At 70.4% G+C, this 13,612-nt stretch carries 33 protein-coding genes; 28 read left to right on the top strand and 5 right to left on the bottom strand.

From position 1 onward, the window contains the following. The 14 genes from CCN44_RS44475 to CCN44_RS18395 all read left to right on the top strand — a co-directional run. On the top strand, positions 1-261 hold a 261-nt coding region (locus CCN44_RS44475; RefSeq protein ID WP_086698296.1), incomplete at its 5' end, for a zinc finger domain-containing protein. After that, positions 258-467: a hypothetical protein gene (locus CCN44_RS18455; protein ID WP_086698295.1), complete on the top strand. Its 210-nt coding sequence runs from the start codon at positions 258-260 to the stop codon at positions 465-467. The genes CCN44_RS44475 and CCN44_RS18455, both read left to right, overlap by 4 nt. Positions 468-505: 38 nt before the next feature. After that, positions 506-1,114 (top strand): hypothetical protein, encoded by a 609-nt coding sequence (locus CCN44_RS18450; protein WP_086698294.1) that lies wholly within the window; start codon positions 506-508, stop codon positions 1,112-1,114. A gap of 51 nt (positions 1,115-1,165) precedes the next feature. Further along, positions 1,166-1,441: a hypothetical protein gene (locus CCN44_RS18445; protein WP_086698293.1), complete on the top strand. Its 276-nt coding sequence runs from the start codon at positions 1,166-1,168 to the stop codon at positions 1,439-1,441. A 76-nt stretch (positions 1,442-1,517) separates the two neighbouring features. Beyond that, complete coding sequence (locus tag CCN44_RS18440; RefSeq protein ID WP_086698292.1) at positions 1,518-2,486, top strand: hypothetical protein; 969 nt, start codon at positions 1,518-1,520, stop codon at positions 2,484-2,486. A gap of 423 nt (positions 2,487-2,909) precedes the next feature. Then, complete coding sequence (locus CCN44_RS18435) at positions 2,910-3,197, top strand: hypothetical protein (protein ID WP_059253217.1); 288 nt, start codon at positions 2,910-2,912, stop codon at positions 3,195-3,197. Then, on the top strand, positions 3,194-3,571 hold the full coding sequence (locus CCN44_RS18430; protein WP_059253219.1) for a DUF2493 domain-containing protein: 378 nt from the start codon (positions 3,194-3,196) through the stop codon (positions 3,569-3,571). The genes CCN44_RS18435 and CCN44_RS18430 overlap by 4 nt, the downstream gene beginning before the upstream one ends. Continuing rightward, the gene (locus CCN44_RS18425; RefSeq protein WP_086698291.1) at positions 3,568-3,762 is read left to right on the top strand and encodes a hypothetical protein; all 195 of its coding nucleotides are present in this window, start codon (positions 3,568-3,570) and stop codon (positions 3,760-3,762) included. The genes CCN44_RS18430 and CCN44_RS18425 overlap by 4 nt, the downstream gene beginning before the upstream one ends. After that, positions 3,759-4,265 (top strand): hypothetical protein, encoded by a 507-nt coding sequence (locus CCN44_RS18420; protein WP_086698290.1) that lies wholly within the window; start codon positions 3,759-3,761, stop codon positions 4,263-4,265. Before CCN44_RS18425 ends, CCN44_RS18420 begins: the two co-directional genes overlap by 4 nt. Continuing rightward, positions 4,262-4,513 (top strand): helix-turn-helix domain-containing protein, encoded by a 252-nt coding sequence (locus CCN44_RS18415; protein WP_059253223.1) that lies wholly within the window; start codon positions 4,262-4,264, stop codon positions 4,511-4,513. The genes CCN44_RS18420 and CCN44_RS18415 overlap by 4 nt, the downstream gene beginning before the upstream one ends. Continuing rightward, on the top strand, positions 4,510-4,698 hold the full coding sequence (locus CCN44_RS18410) for a hypothetical protein (protein ID WP_086698289.1): 189 nt from the start codon (positions 4,510-4,512) through the stop codon (positions 4,696-4,698). The genes CCN44_RS18415 and CCN44_RS18410 overlap by 4 nt, the downstream gene beginning before the upstream one ends. A 31-nt stretch (positions 4,699-4,729) precedes the next feature. Next, the gene (locus CCN44_RS18405; RefSeq protein ID WP_059253227.1) at positions 4,730-5,350 is read left to right on the top strand and encodes a hypothetical protein; all 621 of its coding nucleotides are present in this window, start codon (positions 4,730-4,732) and stop codon (positions 5,348-5,350) included. Between the two features lie 122 nt (positions 5,351-5,472). Beyond that, the gene (locus CCN44_RS18400; RefSeq protein WP_059253228.1) at positions 5,473-5,766 is read left to right on the top strand and encodes a hypothetical protein; all 294 of its coding nucleotides are present in this window, start codon (positions 5,473-5,475) and stop codon (positions 5,764-5,766) included. Then, positions 5,763-6,008 carry a hypothetical protein gene (locus tag CCN44_RS18395; protein WP_059253231.1) on the top strand — a complete coding sequence of 82 codons (246 nt, stop codon included), beginning with the start codon at positions 5,763-5,765 and terminating at the stop codon, positions 6,006-6,008. The genes CCN44_RS18400 and CCN44_RS18395 overlap by 4 nt, the downstream gene beginning before the upstream one ends. Before the next feature lie 54 nt (positions 6,009-6,062). On the opposite strand, the gene CCN44_RS18390 is transcribed toward CCN44_RS18395, so the two are convergent. From CCN44_RS18390 to CCN44_RS18370, 5 genes are all read right to left on the bottom strand, one after another. Further along, positions 6,063-6,317: a hypothetical protein gene (locus CCN44_RS18390; protein WP_237480819.1), complete on the bottom strand. Its 255-nt coding sequence runs from the start codon at positions 6,315-6,317 to the stop codon at positions 6,063-6,065. 128 nt (positions 6,318-6,445) lie between these two features. After that, positions 6,446-6,712: a hypothetical protein gene (locus CCN44_RS18385; RefSeq protein WP_086698288.1), complete on the bottom strand. Its 267-nt coding sequence runs from the start codon at positions 6,710-6,712 to the stop codon at positions 6,446-6,448. A gap of 213 nt (positions 6,713-6,925) precedes the next feature. Further along, the gene (locus tag CCN44_RS18380) at positions 6,926-7,339 is read right to left on the bottom strand and encodes an NUDIX hydrolase (RefSeq protein ID WP_086698287.1); all 414 of its coding nucleotides are present in this window, start codon (positions 7,337-7,339) and stop codon (positions 6,926-6,928) included. After that, complete coding sequence (locus CCN44_RS18375; protein ID WP_272934878.1) at positions 7,336-7,920, bottom strand: NUDIX domain-containing protein; 585 nt, start codon at positions 7,918-7,920, stop codon at positions 7,336-7,338. Before CCN44_RS18375 ends, CCN44_RS18380 begins: the two co-directional genes overlap by 4 nt. Before the next feature lie 207 nt (positions 7,921-8,127). Beyond that, positions 8,128-8,382 carry a hypothetical protein gene (locus tag CCN44_RS18370; protein WP_086698285.1) on the bottom strand — a complete coding sequence of 85 codons (255 nt, stop codon included), beginning with the start codon at positions 8,380-8,382 and terminating at the stop codon, positions 8,128-8,130. A 253-nt stretch (positions 8,383-8,635) separates the two neighbouring features. On the opposite strand from CCN44_RS18370, the gene CCN44_RS18365 reads away from it, so the two are divergent. From CCN44_RS18365 to CCN44_RS18320, 14 genes are all read left to right on the top strand, one after another. Beyond that, a complete protein-coding gene (locus CCN44_RS18365) occupies positions 8,636-9,061 on the top strand; it encodes a hypothetical protein (RefSeq protein WP_086698284.1) in 426 nt (141 codons plus the stop codon). Further along, positions 9,058-9,231 (top strand): hypothetical protein, encoded by a 174-nt coding sequence (locus CCN44_RS44470; protein WP_158103118.1) that lies wholly within the window; start codon positions 9,058-9,060, stop codon positions 9,229-9,231. The genes CCN44_RS18365 and CCN44_RS44470 overlap by 4 nt, the downstream gene beginning before the upstream one ends. Positions 9,232-9,233: 2 nt before the next feature. After that, positions 9,234-9,449, top strand: coding sequence for a hypothetical protein (locus tag CCN44_RS18360; RefSeq protein ID WP_143649845.1), 216 nt, complete (start codon positions 9,234-9,236; stop codon positions 9,447-9,449). After that, on the top strand, positions 9,446-9,664 hold the full coding sequence (locus CCN44_RS18355; protein WP_059253245.1) for a hypothetical protein: 219 nt from the start codon (positions 9,446-9,448) through the stop codon (positions 9,662-9,664). Before CCN44_RS18360 ends, CCN44_RS18355 begins: the two co-directional genes overlap by 4 nt. A 150-nt stretch (positions 9,665-9,814) precedes the next feature. Then, on the top strand, positions 9,815-10,009 hold the full coding sequence (locus tag CCN44_RS18350; protein ID WP_059253247.1) for a hypothetical protein: 195 nt from the start codon (positions 9,815-9,817) through the stop codon (positions 10,007-10,009). A gap of 44 nt (positions 10,010-10,053) precedes the next feature. Next, entirely contained in the window at positions 10,054-10,371 is a 318-nt protein-coding gene (locus CCN44_RS18345; protein ID WP_086698282.1) for a hypothetical protein, read from the top strand. A gap of 36 nt (positions 10,372-10,407) precedes the next feature. Then, positions 10,408-10,632, top strand: a complete 225-nt coding sequence (locus CCN44_RS18340; protein WP_086698281.1) for a hypothetical protein — start codon at positions 10,408-10,410, stop codon at positions 10,630-10,632. Between the two features lie 191 nt (positions 10,633-10,823). Continuing rightward, positions 10,824-10,994 (top strand): hypothetical protein, encoded by a 171-nt coding sequence (locus CCN44_RS44465; protein ID WP_158103117.1) that lies wholly within the window; start codon positions 10,824-10,826, stop codon positions 10,992-10,994. Between the two features lie 16 nt (positions 10,995-11,010). Then, the gene (locus CCN44_RS44460; protein ID WP_158103116.1) at positions 11,011-11,172 is read left to right on the top strand and encodes a hypothetical protein; all 162 of its coding nucleotides are present in this window, start codon (positions 11,011-11,013) and stop codon (positions 11,170-11,172) included. 32 nt (positions 11,173-11,204) lie between these two features. Continuing rightward, on the top strand, positions 11,205-11,456 hold the full coding sequence (locus CCN44_RS18335; protein ID WP_143649843.1) for a hypothetical protein: 252 nt from the start codon (positions 11,205-11,207) through the stop codon (positions 11,454-11,456). Further along, positions 11,456-12,049: a DUF6919 domain-containing protein gene (locus tag CCN44_RS18330; protein WP_086698279.1), complete on the top strand. Its 594-nt coding sequence runs from the start codon at positions 11,456-11,458 to the stop codon at positions 12,047-12,049. The genes CCN44_RS18335 and CCN44_RS18330 overlap by 1 nt, the downstream gene beginning before the upstream one ends. A 21-nt stretch (positions 12,050-12,070) precedes the next feature. After that, positions 12,071-12,268 (top strand): hypothetical protein, encoded by a 198-nt coding sequence (locus CCN44_RS18325; RefSeq protein WP_086698278.1) that lies wholly within the window; start codon positions 12,071-12,073, stop codon positions 12,266-12,268. Positions 12,269-12,273: 5 nt separating this feature from the next. Beyond that, positions 12,274-12,444 (top strand): hypothetical protein, encoded by a 171-nt coding sequence (locus CCN44_RS44455; protein WP_158103115.1) that lies wholly within the window; start codon positions 12,274-12,276, stop codon positions 12,442-12,444. 20 nt (positions 12,445-12,464) lie between these two features. Further along, positions 12,465-13,604, top strand: coding sequence for a hypothetical protein (locus tag CCN44_RS18320; RefSeq protein ID WP_086698277.1), 1,140 nt, complete (start codon positions 12,465-12,467; stop codon positions 13,602-13,604). Positions 13,605-13,612 lie beyond the last annotated feature (8 nt).

Genomic DNA, 13,612 nt, shown 5'->3' with positions numbered 1-13,612 from the left:
ATCCACAGCACCGCCGCACACCCCGCACGGCAGGTCGCCTGCCCCCACTGCCACGCCCTCGCCGGCAAGCCCTGCCAACTCCGCACCAACGGCCGACTGCTACCGGAGCCCCACCCGAAGCGGGTCTCCGCCTGGGCACAGCAGACCGCCTGCTGCCCCCACTGCCAGGTCGAGCCCGGCACCCCCTGCCACGACGAACACCGCCCCCGAACCACCGTCCACACCCGCCGCTACCAGGAAGCCGAGGACACCGCAGCATGACCCCCTACGAGCGCCTCATGGCCGAGGCAATCCCGACCGGCACGTTCGGGCACGTCCGACCCGCCCGCGGCAGCAGCACCGAGCCGGCACCCGCCTGGACGCCCGAGGAGCAGGCCGCACACCGCGCCGAACTCGAAGCCGCCCTCACGCCCCGACGGCAGCGCAAGCCGAAGCTCCGCGTCATCCACGGTCAGACCGCCGCCTGATCCGCGGCACACCCCACCACCGCCACAAGGAGACCCACATGACCAGCACGCCGCCCCTCGACCTCGGCGCCATCCAGGCCCGCGCCGACGCCGCCACCCCCGGACCGTGGGGCGTCTACCAGTACGGCGGCGACAGCCTCATCGAGATCGCCGCCGACCTGGAAGACACCGGCACCGGCTACAGCGCCCGCCGCACGATCGCCCGCTTCGACGAGGAGCCCCTCGACAACGACCCCGGCCACCGAGAGTGGACCGCGGAGGAGGACTGGGCGCAGGTCCAGGCCGATGCCGCGTACATCGCCGCCATGCCGCCCGAGGTGACCAAGGCGCTCGTCGCCGAAGTCCGCCGCCTCCGCGACAAGGCCCGCGAGTACGGCGAGCTGGCCGCACGCCGCGAGTCCGAGTTGATCGCGCTCCGCGCCGAGCTGGCCACCGCGAGGAACCCGCATACCCCCCGCCTCTGCAAGTGCGGGCACAGCCACCGCGCCCACACCGCCCCGGCCCCGCACTCCTGCTTCGCCTTCGGCAAGACCTGCCCGTGCAAGGCGTACCGGCAGCTCCCGCACGACGAGGCCGTGGCCCAGCTGGAGCGCAACCGCCAAGCCGCGGCCGAGCGTGCCGCCGTCCTGCCGCCGTCCGGCGCCTGACCCGCGGCCCCCGCGGCACCACGACCACCACACCGAACGGAGACACGCACCGTGCCCTACGACATCCGCTACGACCCGGACTGGGTGACCATCCCGCGGTCGGCCTATGAGCACCTGTGCGCCTGCTACCTGTCACCGCTGTCCGGGATGCGCGACCTTGGCGCCGTCCTCGTCCGCGAGTGGGGCCACGACCCCGAGCAGCACCCCGAGCTGATGGACGAGTTGGAGATCGAGTTGTCCGCCGCGCACATCGAGACCGCGGCCGACCTGATGCGGCAGCACGGACTCCGCGACCTCCGCGTCGAACCCGCCCCCGCCTCCGCGTGAGCCGGCCCCGCACGACGACGGCCGCCCGGGGCGTATCCGGGCGGCCGTCAGCCCCGACCCTACCGAAGGAGCCCCGATGAACCAGCCCGACCGCACGCCCGCTGACATCTACCTCACGCGCAACCAGCTCGCCGCGCTCCTCGCCCACCACGCCGACGTCCTAGCCGCGAACCTCCGCACGGACGAAACGACCGGCCTCCCCGAGAACCGCGCCGGCATCAAGCGCGCGGCCGATCTGCTGGACCTGCACGCCGAGCACCTGACCGCCGAGAAGGAGTGCACACCCGTTACGGAGCTGCTCGACTCGATCCTCACGTTCCCCACCTACCGGGAAGCCTGGCTCACCGGTGCGGCGCAGATCGAGCCCGCGGTGCAGTCGCCCGCCGACCGGGCCGCCGAGCACACGTGCGGCAACTGCGAGGGCATCGACCCGGGCACCTGCCTCGCCAACCCCGGCCGGGCCGCCGCACCCACCGACTGGATCGACGGCCACCCCCAGCTGGAGGCCATCGCCGCCGCGGTGTGGGAGCGCTGTGGGCGCAGCGACAGCGGCGCTTGCGTCGAGGACGACCCGCGAAACATCGCCGTCGCCGCACTGGCCGCGATGCTGGCCGTGCTGCCCGAACCCGTGGACCGGGCTGCGGTGCGGGCCGAGGCGCTGCGGGAGGGAGCCGACGCCGCCGAGCGGCTGATGGACGAGCGGTACGGCCCTGACTGCTCCTACGCCATCGGCGGCATGGACGTTGCCCGAGAGCTGCGTCGGCTGGCTGGCGAGCCGCCCGCGAACAGCAAGGCGCCGACGGATCGAGCCGCGATCGAGCGGGCCTTCGCCGAGCGCCTCGCCGCCGAACTCGCGGGCTGCTGCACGGAGTGCGACGCGTGCATCGAGATCGCGCAGCACCTGGCGGGCAAGGACGAGCCCGCTGCCGAGGAGCGTAAGCAGCCACCGATGGACCCGGTGCACATCCTCGGCATCGACGGCGAGCCCGCCCCCGTGGCGGAGCCGCCGGCAGCAGTCGACGGCGAGGCGGTGCGCCGTGGCTGACGTCCCCGCCCTGTGCCGCTGCGGCCACGCTGCCGAATTCCACGGTCCGGACGGCTGCCGGCTTTGCGCTGAGGACAGCGAACGCGAGCCCTGCCCCGCCCACCGGCCGCGCTGACCCACCCCCACCCCGGCTGTCACCGTGCGGGCGGCCGGGGCCCGAGACGGGGCCTGAACGCCCCTCTCGCGGACGAACAGCCCGCCCAAGCCCCTCGCTTCACCCAGACGAATGAACGCGCCCCAAACAGGCGCACAGCCGATCCAACATTGAGGAGAACCCATGAACGAGACCGTCACCATCCCCCACTGGATGGTCGCTGCGAACGCCGTCCTGTGGCTGATCACCTTTGTCTGCTGGGTGATCGTCCTCGCGAACTGACCGCCCAGCCGTAGCCCGCACCCCGCCCACCACCAGGAGCAGCCCGCATGAGCGCCGACTTCATCTCCGAACTGTGCCCACACTGTGAACAGCCGCAGCCCGCCAGCGAGACGGACCAGCACATCGCCACCGTCCACGCCGACATCCCGCCCTGCACCGCACGCCTTAACAGCGAGCACGGCGTGTACACCTGCGTGCTCCGCGCCGGGCACCGTAGTGCCCACGGTGAGCACGGCGACTACCACGTCAGCGCACGCGGCCCCGTCGGCCGAACCATCTGGAACGACAACGCCACCGGTGCCTCCCCACACCACGCCGAGGAGCAGCCCGCATGACCGACCGCCCGACCCCTTACCGCGTACTCGTCACAGGCAGCCGCGACTGGGACGACACCGACACGATCTGCACCGCCCTGGACGAATCCCTCGACCACGCCCCCGACCGACTGCTCATCGTCCACGGCGGCTGCCCAACTGGAGCTGACCGCATCGCCGGTCTCTGGGCCATGGCCGCCCACGTCCCCGCCATTACCTACCGCGCCAACTGGAAGCAGCACGGCCGCGCGGCAGGCCCCATCCGGAACAAGCGGATGGTCGAAGACGGCGCCGACCTGGTGCTCGCCTTCATCCGCAACGGCAGCCGAGGCGCCACCGGCTGCGCCGCCCTCGCCGAGCAGGCTGGCATCCCCGTCCGGAGGTTCACCGCATGACCGACACCCCCACCCCCGCCACCACCACCGGCCTCGTTGTCCTGCCCTACCGCACCGACCGAGGCGACCCCGCCTGGGTGTTCCGCTGCTGGGGCACCGACACCTGCGACGGCTGGCTCTCCCTCGACCACACCAGCCAGCAGTCCGCCGAACGCGCCCGCGACCGGCACGTCAACGAGGAGCACCAGTGACCGACCGTCGGACCGCGTCCACGATCACCGACACCGAACTCGACCAGCTCTACCGCGACCTCGACCAAGCCCGTACCGAATGCCTCGCCTGGGCCGAAGCCGAATCCGCTGACATCGCCGCCGGCTCCTACGCCGGACGCGTCGAAGAACTCGAAGCCCAACTCGCCGCGCTCCGGACCGTGACGCGTGGCTACTGCCCCGCCTGCGGACGCGGCGACGCCACACCCACCGTCCACGACTGGGAGCAGCAGAAGCGGCGCGCCGACCAGGCCGAGGAACTGCTCAGCATCGCGCACGACACGTCCAACAAGTCCGAGGCCGCACGCGCCCGCGCCGAGGCCGCCATTACTTCGCTCACCACCGCCCTCCGCGAAGCCCTCGACTGCATCACCTTCGGCGGCGGCCAGCCCATGCCCGACGACTACGAACGCTGGCGCGCCGTCCTTGACCAGCCCGCGCCGGCGGCAGCGACCCGAGCGACCCACCGTCAGGAGCAGCCGTGAGCGTGCTGACCATCCGCCAGCGACAAGTCCTCAGCCTCGCCGCCCACGGCTACACCAACGACCAGATCGGCCGGCAACTCGGCGTCGCCGGCGCCACCATCAACCGGCACCTCGTCGAGGTGTATGCCACCCTCGGCGCCCGCGACCGGGCCAACGCCGTCGCCCTCGCCATCTACAGCGGCGACATCAGCCTCGCCGAACTCGCCCGCATAGCCCACGCCAGCCAGCAGCGGGAGGCAGCAGCATGAGCGCCCCGCTCGCCCTCGGCGACTGCGACCCGCTGTGGCACGACTGGGAGAACCTCTGCCGGCAGGGTGCCGCCGAACTCACCGACCCCGCCGAACCCCGCTGGCGCGACATCCGCGGCCAGGGCCTCACCGCCCACCAGTACCACCGCATCGTCGACATCCACGTCGTCGGCGACTGGCTCTAACCACCGCACCGCCTGCACGAAAGGCACCGCCATGGACGCGCCCCGTATCTGCATCGTCTGCCCGGCCGCCCTGTACGACGACGAGCAGCAGACCTGCCGGCCCTGCACCGAACGCGTCGCCGCCAACCTCGCCGCGCTCGCCGGACCGCAGGGCCTGTACGCCCGCCTGAGCGCCTCACTCCACCCCGGTAGCGGGTCGGGCGGGCCCGCCGTCTCCGGCAGCCGCACAGCCCCCCTCCCGCTCCGGCTCGGGCCACTCAGCTTGGCGGCCCGCGGTGGAGTAGTCACCATCCTCCAGACCTGGCTCGTCGACTGGCACGAGACGCTCGGCTACACCCACCCCCGCTGGGACGGCGACCTGCAGCAGCAGTGCGACCAGGCCGTCGGCCGGCTCCGGAACCTGCTGCCCTGGGCCGCAGCCGAACACGGAGCCTTCCAGGAGTTCGCGTTCGAGGTGGCCAGCCTCGTTCGCCAGTGCCAGACCGTCACCGGCGGCGAGCGCGGGGTCCGGTCCTTCGGTGTCACCTGCGATTGCGGCGCCACCCTGAAGATCACCATAGAGAGCCCGGGGAAACGCTGCCAGGCCTGCGGCAGCCAGTACGACCGGCAGCAGCTCTTCCGTCTGCAGCTCGCAGCCAGGCGGGCCGCATAGTGGCATATGCCAATGCGTGTATGAGAAATCACGGATGGTGAATTTCGGCTGGCGGTATCAGGCTGATACCGCCGACCCGATACGCTGAAGACGCAGTGACATATTCTCACTCGGAGGCGGCGATGAGAGAGCAGACGTGGACCATCGACTCAATCGCCCACGCCCTCCCGCATCCCCTGACCAGGCAGAAGTTCCTAGCTGAGATCAACCTCGCACCCGTTGATCAGCTTTCGATGATTGTCGACAAATGGGTGCGCTTCGTTGAGCAATGGGAAGCCGGACGTGATCATGTTGAACAGCTTCGTGATCACTTCAAGGAGCACGGCCACCTGCCGGCCTCTTATGAAGCTAGCCTCATCGACGTGACTGACAAGGTACTGGAGGATGCGGAGCGTATCCGCCGAGGCGCCGCGTGACCTACCGCCTCCACCTCGGCCCCAGCATCCACGCCATCTACGCGTCCCTACCCGATGACGGGCGACGCGACATAGGCGTCTGCCTCCTCGACGCGCTCGCCGACCCCCTCGCCCACTCCGCCCCCTACGGAGTCGACGACGGCATCATGCGCACCCTCGCCCACGGCACCATCACCATCGCCGTACTCCTCGACCACGAGAACAAGGCAATCACCGTCGTGCAGATCGGATACGCCGGCTGAACAACCCAAGGCCCCGCCCGGACTCACCCCGGGCGGGGCCTTTCGCATGCCCGACTACGCCGCCTCCTCCAGCGTCGACGGCTCAGCCGGCTTCTTGGAGTTCAACCGCTGCCGGATCCAGCCCTGGGTCAGCCCCATCCGTGCGGCCAACACGTCCACCGGCAGACCTCGGCGATGCGCGGCTCGCAACGTCCGATCCCGACGCGAGATCCACCGGCCATACGCCACCTCGCCGGCCACCGTTCTGTGCAGCACCGCCGCCGCGTGCATCAGCAACCGGCCCACCACGTCATCCCACCGACCAGCCACGCAAGACCCCTCTCGCCCAGACGACACCCCGCTGACAGACCACGGTCAGGGCAGCGCAGGCCGGCCACAAGGGCGCGAACGGCGAAGCCCCGCCCGTGCAACACGGACGGGGCTGGAGTGGCCAGAGGCTACGCGGACGGTTGCATCTCCGTCAGCTGGTACAGGTCAGGCAGGTCCGGCAGCGGCACCCCCAGCAGCCGGCCCAGCATCGCGCGGGCCACGATCTCCCACTCCGCCTCCGGCCGGCCCGCCGGGCGCACGAACAGCAGCGAGCCGTCGCCGCGGACGTAGGCGCCGCCGGTAAAACCCGGGTCAGTCTCCAGCGTCGACACCTCGACGTTGTGCTCGGCCAGCAGTTGGGGGAGCGGGGCGTCGAGCAGGTGGTCTGTCGACAAAGAGGGGGGCGTTAAACGGGCAGGGGCTGCTACCGTCATGGAGAACTCCATCCTTCGCAGGGGTGGGTGATGATCGGCGAGTCGCCACTCGCCGGTCGAACAGGCCGGGCGGTCGCCACCGCCCGGCCGTTCGCGTTTTCAGGCCTGCTCCATTCACTCACAACCCGGAGCAGAGGCCCAGCCACTCTTTCGAGTGAGAAACAGGGGCAACGGCTAGCGCGGAAGCACCTCGTCGAGGTACTCCTGCACCGGCTTGAAGAGACCGTAGGGCACCAGGCCGGGAAGCTCCGAGTGCTGCGCCCACGTAATGGCGTCCAGCTCCTCTGCGTCGGCAACCCGGGCCTCTCCGTCGACGAGACGGACGGCGACGTAGTGCATCGGTACGCCAGACTTCGGGTGCACGCGATCCCCGAGAACCTTGATCGCCTCGACCTTCAGCCCGGTCTCCTCGCCCACCTCGCGGACAGCCGCCGCTTCCGGGCTCTCGCCGTCCTCGATCGCACCGCCGGGGAACACCCAAGAGATCTCGCCCTCGGCGGCCCGTCGGCGCGCCATGAGCACCTTCCCCTGGTCGACGATGATCGCCACCGACACGGGAGGCTTCTCGGTCGTCGTCTCGGTCGTCATGCGGCTGCCTCCAGGGCGCTCAGGATGGGCGGATAGATCTGCGCGGACGGGATGAAGCGGGTCAGCGCGGCGCGGGGGACCCAGGTGACGTCGACGTTCTCGACGGCGTCCCGGTTCGTGGCCTCACCCGCGAGATGGTCACAAAGGAAGTACGTCGCAACGACGCCGGTGACCGGGTGGACGCGCTCGCCGAGCCGCTGCCGGACCGTGCAGTGCACGCCCGTCTCCCCGTGGGTTTCCTGCACCGCCACTGTCTCCGGTGCGGCGCCTGGCTTCACCATGCCGGCGGGGAACTGCCATCGCAGCTCGCCGTCCCCGCGCCTGCAGACCAAGAGCACGTCGTCGCCGCGCAGCACGACCGCTATCGCTACCCGCAGGGCCTGCGCCTGCACGCTCGGCTCGGGAGGCCGGAGCAGGAGCGCGAACCGTCGCTGCACTGCCTCCCCCGCCTCCTCGTATGCGATGTCCAGGATCTGCTGCACCTCGGTCCGGTGAACCATCGCCGGATTGGCGTGCCACCGGCTGATGGTCCGCTCGCTGATCCCGAGGCGCTCGGCGAACGCCTCGTTGGTCAGCCGCATGGCTTGCTGAAGGAGGCATGCGGTGCGGCCGGTCCAGGTTGCGATGTCCACTGTGGGGGCTCCCGTGCTCGTGGCGCTCGGGTCTGGCAGGGCGGCGACGGGGCGGTGTCACCGCGGTGTCTGGTCGTGCTCGCTATGGCGTTGTCGTGTCGGGGGAACGTCCTTCAACCACGCGCGTTATGGGCGTTTGCTGGACGCATGACCTCGTCATTCGCCTTGGCCGAACTGGTGGGCCCGCTGGTACGTGACCCCGCCCATGACCTCCCCGACTTCGCGCCAGGTCTTGCCCTTGTCCTTGAGTCCGCGGGCGATCTCCTGGCGCTGCCGGCGCCGGAATCGTTCGAGTTCGTGCTCCAGGTGACTGGCGAGGTCGACGAACGTGGCCCATCGCTCAGTGAGGTCCGGGATGGATCGGAGCTGGTCTTCGTAAGGAGCGAAGGGTGCGTCGGGGAGGTCGGCCATGCCGTGAGGGTACGGGCGATCCGACGTGTACTCAAGACTCGATTGGAGAAGTTGAGTTGGCCCGCTTGACTCGCCCCAGCCGCGGCTCTACGGTCGTATCAGTCAGCCGCTCAAGCCGCAGCTTGAGAGGAAGGCGAGTCGTCCACTCCTACCGGCACAGTCCGCGGACGGCACATAAAAGAAGACGGGCCGGACAACGCGACTCCTACCTCGCGTGCCGGCCCTGACCACCAGGTTCTGCAGAGGAGACCCTGTGGCTACTCAGATCGTACCGGCGTTCCAGAGCGCCGAGCGCACCACCGCATCGATCTCGGCAATCGCCGACCGGACTGTCGACCGTCCGGCCCGTATCGCCCGGCTTCGCGAGCTGATCGCCCGCCGCGCCCTGGACGTCATCGGTTCCCCGTCCGACGCACGCATCCTCGGCATCCAGCGTGCGGGCACGGTGCTGATCGTGGCCACGGAGGAGCCCGCCGGCCGGTGGTCGCGGTTCGCCGTGGACACGTTCCGGCTGCCGACCGCCGACGACACCGACCCCGACTTCGAGGAGGGGCAGGCGCCGAAGCGCTGGGTGCCGCTCGCCGGCTGGGGTGGTGACGGTGTCGACGAGGTACCGGGCATGCTCGCGAAGGCCACCGCCTACGCGGCCGAGGTCCAGGGGACGGGGGTGGCCCGGTGACCGCCGACGCCGCCCGTCCCGCGCCGACGCAGCCGGGCCTGTCCGAGGCCGACCGCCTCGCCCACGACCTGGCGACGTTCGTCCGCCGTGTGGAGCCGACGCCGGATCTGCCGCCGCTGCCGATCGAGCCGGCCGAGCGCCGCCGCGTGATGCAGCTGCGGGGGTGGTGACCGTGGCCTCCTTCACCCCGCTTCACGGCCCGGAGAGGGACGCGCACGTCGGTGTCCCGTCTCTGCAGGATGCCATCGCCCGGGCCCGGAACGTCCTCGCCGAGAAGGGCCAGGCGAACATCCACAGCCAGGACGAGATGATCCGCGCCGCCACCGGCCTGCACTGGGTCCTGCTCGACCTGCTCGCGGCCCTCGACGCCGAGCGAGGTGTGCAGTGAGCGCCGACCTGGAGCGTCTGTCTGCGGCGCAGGCGAAGGCGGACGAGGTGATCGCCGCGGTTGCCGAGCCCATCGACTCCGGCCGGCTGCTGCGGGTGGCCGTCACGGACGTTGAGACCGGGCAGCGGCTCGCGACCGGGTTCGTCGGCTATGAGCGCATGATGCGCCGGCTCCATGCGGTCAACGACCGCAGCGAGCACCCCCTGCCCAAGTAGGGCCCCTGATTGCCGCGGGTGGTGGTACATCCCCCAGCCGCCACTCGCGGCCCCTCACCCCTGATCCGCCGCGGGCGGTGCCATCCCCTCGCCCATACCGCCCGCGGCACCCCCATCCCATCCCAGCCTGACCAGTTGAGGAGACCAGCCATGCCCAAGTTCCAGATCATCACCACGGACGGCACCAGCTACGTCGACGGCGACGAGCGCCACTTCGAGGCGCTGGGGGCGACCGAGCGCCTGGAGAGCTGCGCCTACGACGGCGACTTCGTGGTGCTGCAGTACAGCGGCGGCGTCACGGACTCGATCCCCGAGAGCCGTATCGCCCACGTCATCGAAGCCTGACCCACCCCTTCCCATCCCAGCCTGACCAGCCGAGGAGATCCGCCATGCCTGCCTCCGCCCAGACCGCCCAGTCGACCGAGTGGCCCGAGGGTGTCATCGCCCGCTACCTGACCATCGCGGGCGCCACCGTCGACATCAAGGCCATCGGCATCGACCGCCAGACCAGCGTTGGCACGGTCACCGACATCACGATCACCGCCTACTGCCAGGGGTGCAGGCAGAAGGACGTCTCCACGTACCTCGGGATGGACGCCAGCACGTTCGGCGACGACTTCTTCGCCAGCAGCCTCGGCGACGCCGCCCGCGACTGGGCCCAGGCCCACGCGGAGAAGTGCCGCGCCATGCCCCGCCCCACCGCCTGACCTTCCACCCCTCTCTTGATCCCGAAAGGATCCTTAATGTCCACGCTCACCCTGATCTCGTCCGAGGACCCGTTCGAGACCGTCGTCGCCAAGGCCGAGGCCGCTGTCCGTGCCGGCTTCATCGCCGACTACCTCGCCGCGACCGACGCGATCGACCGGGCGTACATCGCCTACCAGGTCGCCCTGTACGACGAGGCGAACCCGGACGAGCTGCCGCTGATGGACGAGATCCGCGGCCTGCACCTCCCGGCCGCCGCCTGATGCCGGCCACCCACTACGAGCAGCTGCCGCCCGGCACGATCCGCGACCCGGAGGCCATGGACGACTGCCCGCCGCAGATCTGGGGTCCACCCGGCGACGACGAGAACGACTGACCGGCTGCCCGATCCGCCCGACAGCGCGCGGGCGGTGAGGGGAGCCGGGACAGTCCCGGCCCAGAAAGGGACCCACCCATGACGTTCGACTTCGTCGCCATCACCCGCAGCGGGCTCGTGTACAGGGGCAACGTCGAGGCGGACTCCGCCGAGCAGGGCGCGCGGCAGGCCGTCGAACACATGAAGGCCAACAGGATGGAAGCCCAGGAAGTAGTGATCGACGGCTACGTCTACTCCCCCCGCATCTGACCCGAGAGGAGCCCTGATGGGCCTGTTCACCCGCAAGAAGCACATCACCACGGTCGAGCAGACCAGCAGCGAGTGGTGGACCTTCTACTGCTCCTGCCGTCGCGTTTACGGCCATGGCGCCTCCCAGGAGGAGGCGCAGCGCAAGGCCACCGCACACGAGAACGCCTTCAACCGCTGATCAGTAGCCCTCGGCTCGCGTCCGCTCGGGACGTGAGCCCTGGAGATCTGACCAGCAACCCCCACCCGTTTCTGACCTGTGAGGTCGTCATGTTCCGCATCATCCTGATCGCCCTGCTGGGCGTGTATCTGATCGCGGTCGGTGTGTGGCCGCCGGCTGCGGCCCCGATCGCCGCCGCCCTGACCGGGATCGCCGTGATCGTCGGCCTGGTCCCGGGGCCGGCCTGGCTCGGGTTGGGCGTCATCGCCTGGCTCCGTAACCGGCCCGCGAAGGCGGCCCTGTGATGGCCGGGCTGCGTAAGAAGCTGCAGGACCGACGCCGCTGGGCTTCGGCGCGCACCCTGCCGGAGATGGCCCAGCTGATGGCGCTGTGGCTGGAGGGTGAGCTGTCGATGTGGCCCGGCTACGACGACGGCGCCGCCGAAGAGACCGCCGCCCTGATCCCGACCCTTGCCGCGGCGAACCAGGCGGGGTTCCTCACCGACCAGTCGCAGCCCGGCTACGACGGCCGCGGATTCGACGGGCTGCGCTGGCAGCAGCGGGCCGCGGTGACCGGGCTGGTCGCCGACGAGCAGCTCCTCACCCGGATCCGCCGGGCCGGCGAGGCCGCCGGGGTGACGGTGTTCATCGCGCACCCGCGGCTGCTGCCCCAAGGGCAGGGCGACACCGGCACGATCCGCGGCGGCCGGCCGTACACCCGCTTCGGCCAGTACATGCCGCCGAGCGTCCTCCGGCAGATCTGGCGCGGCATCAGCAAGCCGGCCATGGCCGAGGTGCTGGACGCCTGGCAGGTCTGCCTCATCGACCCGGACTACGGCCGCAACGACCGGTTGTGGCCCGCCCTCGACCGCCTGTTCGCCACCCAGACCACCCGCTGACCACCGAAAGGACTGATCGACATGAGCAGCTTCAAGAAGGGCGACCGCGTCACCGTCATCGCCGCTGGCCCGGAGAACGTGGGGACGATCGGCAAGACCGGCGTCGTGTTCTACGACGAGACCGGCGGCGAAGTCGTCGTGAAGGGCATCGACGGCCGACTCACCGAGGCCGTCAAGGGATACCGCTCCTACAGCCCCGACCAGCTGCGGAAGGCGTGAGCCCGATGGCCTGGATTCTCACCGCGACCTCGCGTACCGGCCAGCCCGTCGACCCGGTCACCAAGGCACCCACCGACTCGATCACCGTCTACGACCAGGCGGATCTCGAACGTCGGATCGCCGCGGCGAAGACCGACCCCCGCGACCTGATCGTCACCGTCGAACGCATCGACTGACCCGAGAGGAATCGATCACCGTGAGCAGCTGGTTCGAGGAGCGCCGCGCCGACAAGGCCGCCGACGCCCAGCAGCGGCGGGAGGACCGCGAGTTCGAGTCCAAGCTGCGCCGCGAGGAACGACGCGAGGCCCGCAAGGATGAGCGGGAGGAGAAGGCCCAGCGGCGCCGCGAGCGTTCCCAGCGCCGTGCCGCCCGCGCGGCCCGCCGCGAGAAGGCGCTCACGCCCGGCAACGTGTACCGGCGCGGCACACTCGCCCTCGTCGCCGCCTCGGCGCTCGCCTCCCTCCCCGCGCAGATCATCCACTTCGTCAAGATCTACTGGATGCTGTTCCCGATCGGGCCCGCGGTTGAGGGCGCGGCGTGGGTGATGGCCGCCGGCGTGGCCTACGCCGACGAGAAGAAGCTGCCCGTCTGGGTGCGGTGGGTGCTGCGCGTACTGTCGCTGGCCGCCGCCGGATTCGCCGCCAACATCAATTACGAGTACGGGCTCAGCCTCACCTCGGCCGGCGTCAGCCCCGACAACGCCCACATCGCTGGTGTTGGGCTCGCCGCGGTCACGCTCGGCGGTCCCTTGTTCTTCGAGGTCCGTCAGTGGGTGCTCACCCTCACCGCCGCGGTCGCCGACCCGAAGAAGCGGGCCGAGGAGAAGGCCCGCGCGGAGCACGAGAAGCGACGCCGCAATGATCACAAGGCCGTGGTGAAGCTGGCCCGGAAGCTGGTGTCCGCCGCCCCTTACGGGAAGCTCTCGTTCGAGGACGCGTTCGCCGCCGCGTGGGAGATCAAGTACGGCACCAATCTGCCCGGGATGACCCCTGATCTGCATGCGGAGAAGCTGGCGTCGAGCAAGGCCCTGGCGGACGCGATGGACGCCGCGAACGGGTCCCCTGTGAGTACTCGCAGCCGCCTCCTCCAATTGCTACACCCGGCCCCCTCGGCGCTCATCTCACGGCCTGGATCTTCGCAGGTCGCGTCCGATCTACCCCCCGTCTCGGAGAAGCCTCAGAAGGCGGCACAGAAGGGTGGCCGCAAGGTGCCTCCGCTGCACCGTCGCAGCAAAGGCGACACGGTGCCGTTCCACCCCATCGCCAAGAAGGAAGCCGCCCTTGAGCGCGGCGGCTCTCCCCGCCGCATCCCCGCCGCCAACGGCCACCATCACTGAGGAGCCCC

This window comes from Streptomyces tricolor (assembly GCF_002155905.1).
Taxonomy (GTDB): domain Bacteria; phylum Actinomycetota; class Actinomycetes; order Streptomycetales; family Streptomycetaceae; genus Streptomyces; species Streptomyces tricolor.
This window is presented reverse-complemented; position numbering and strand designations above follow the sequence as displayed.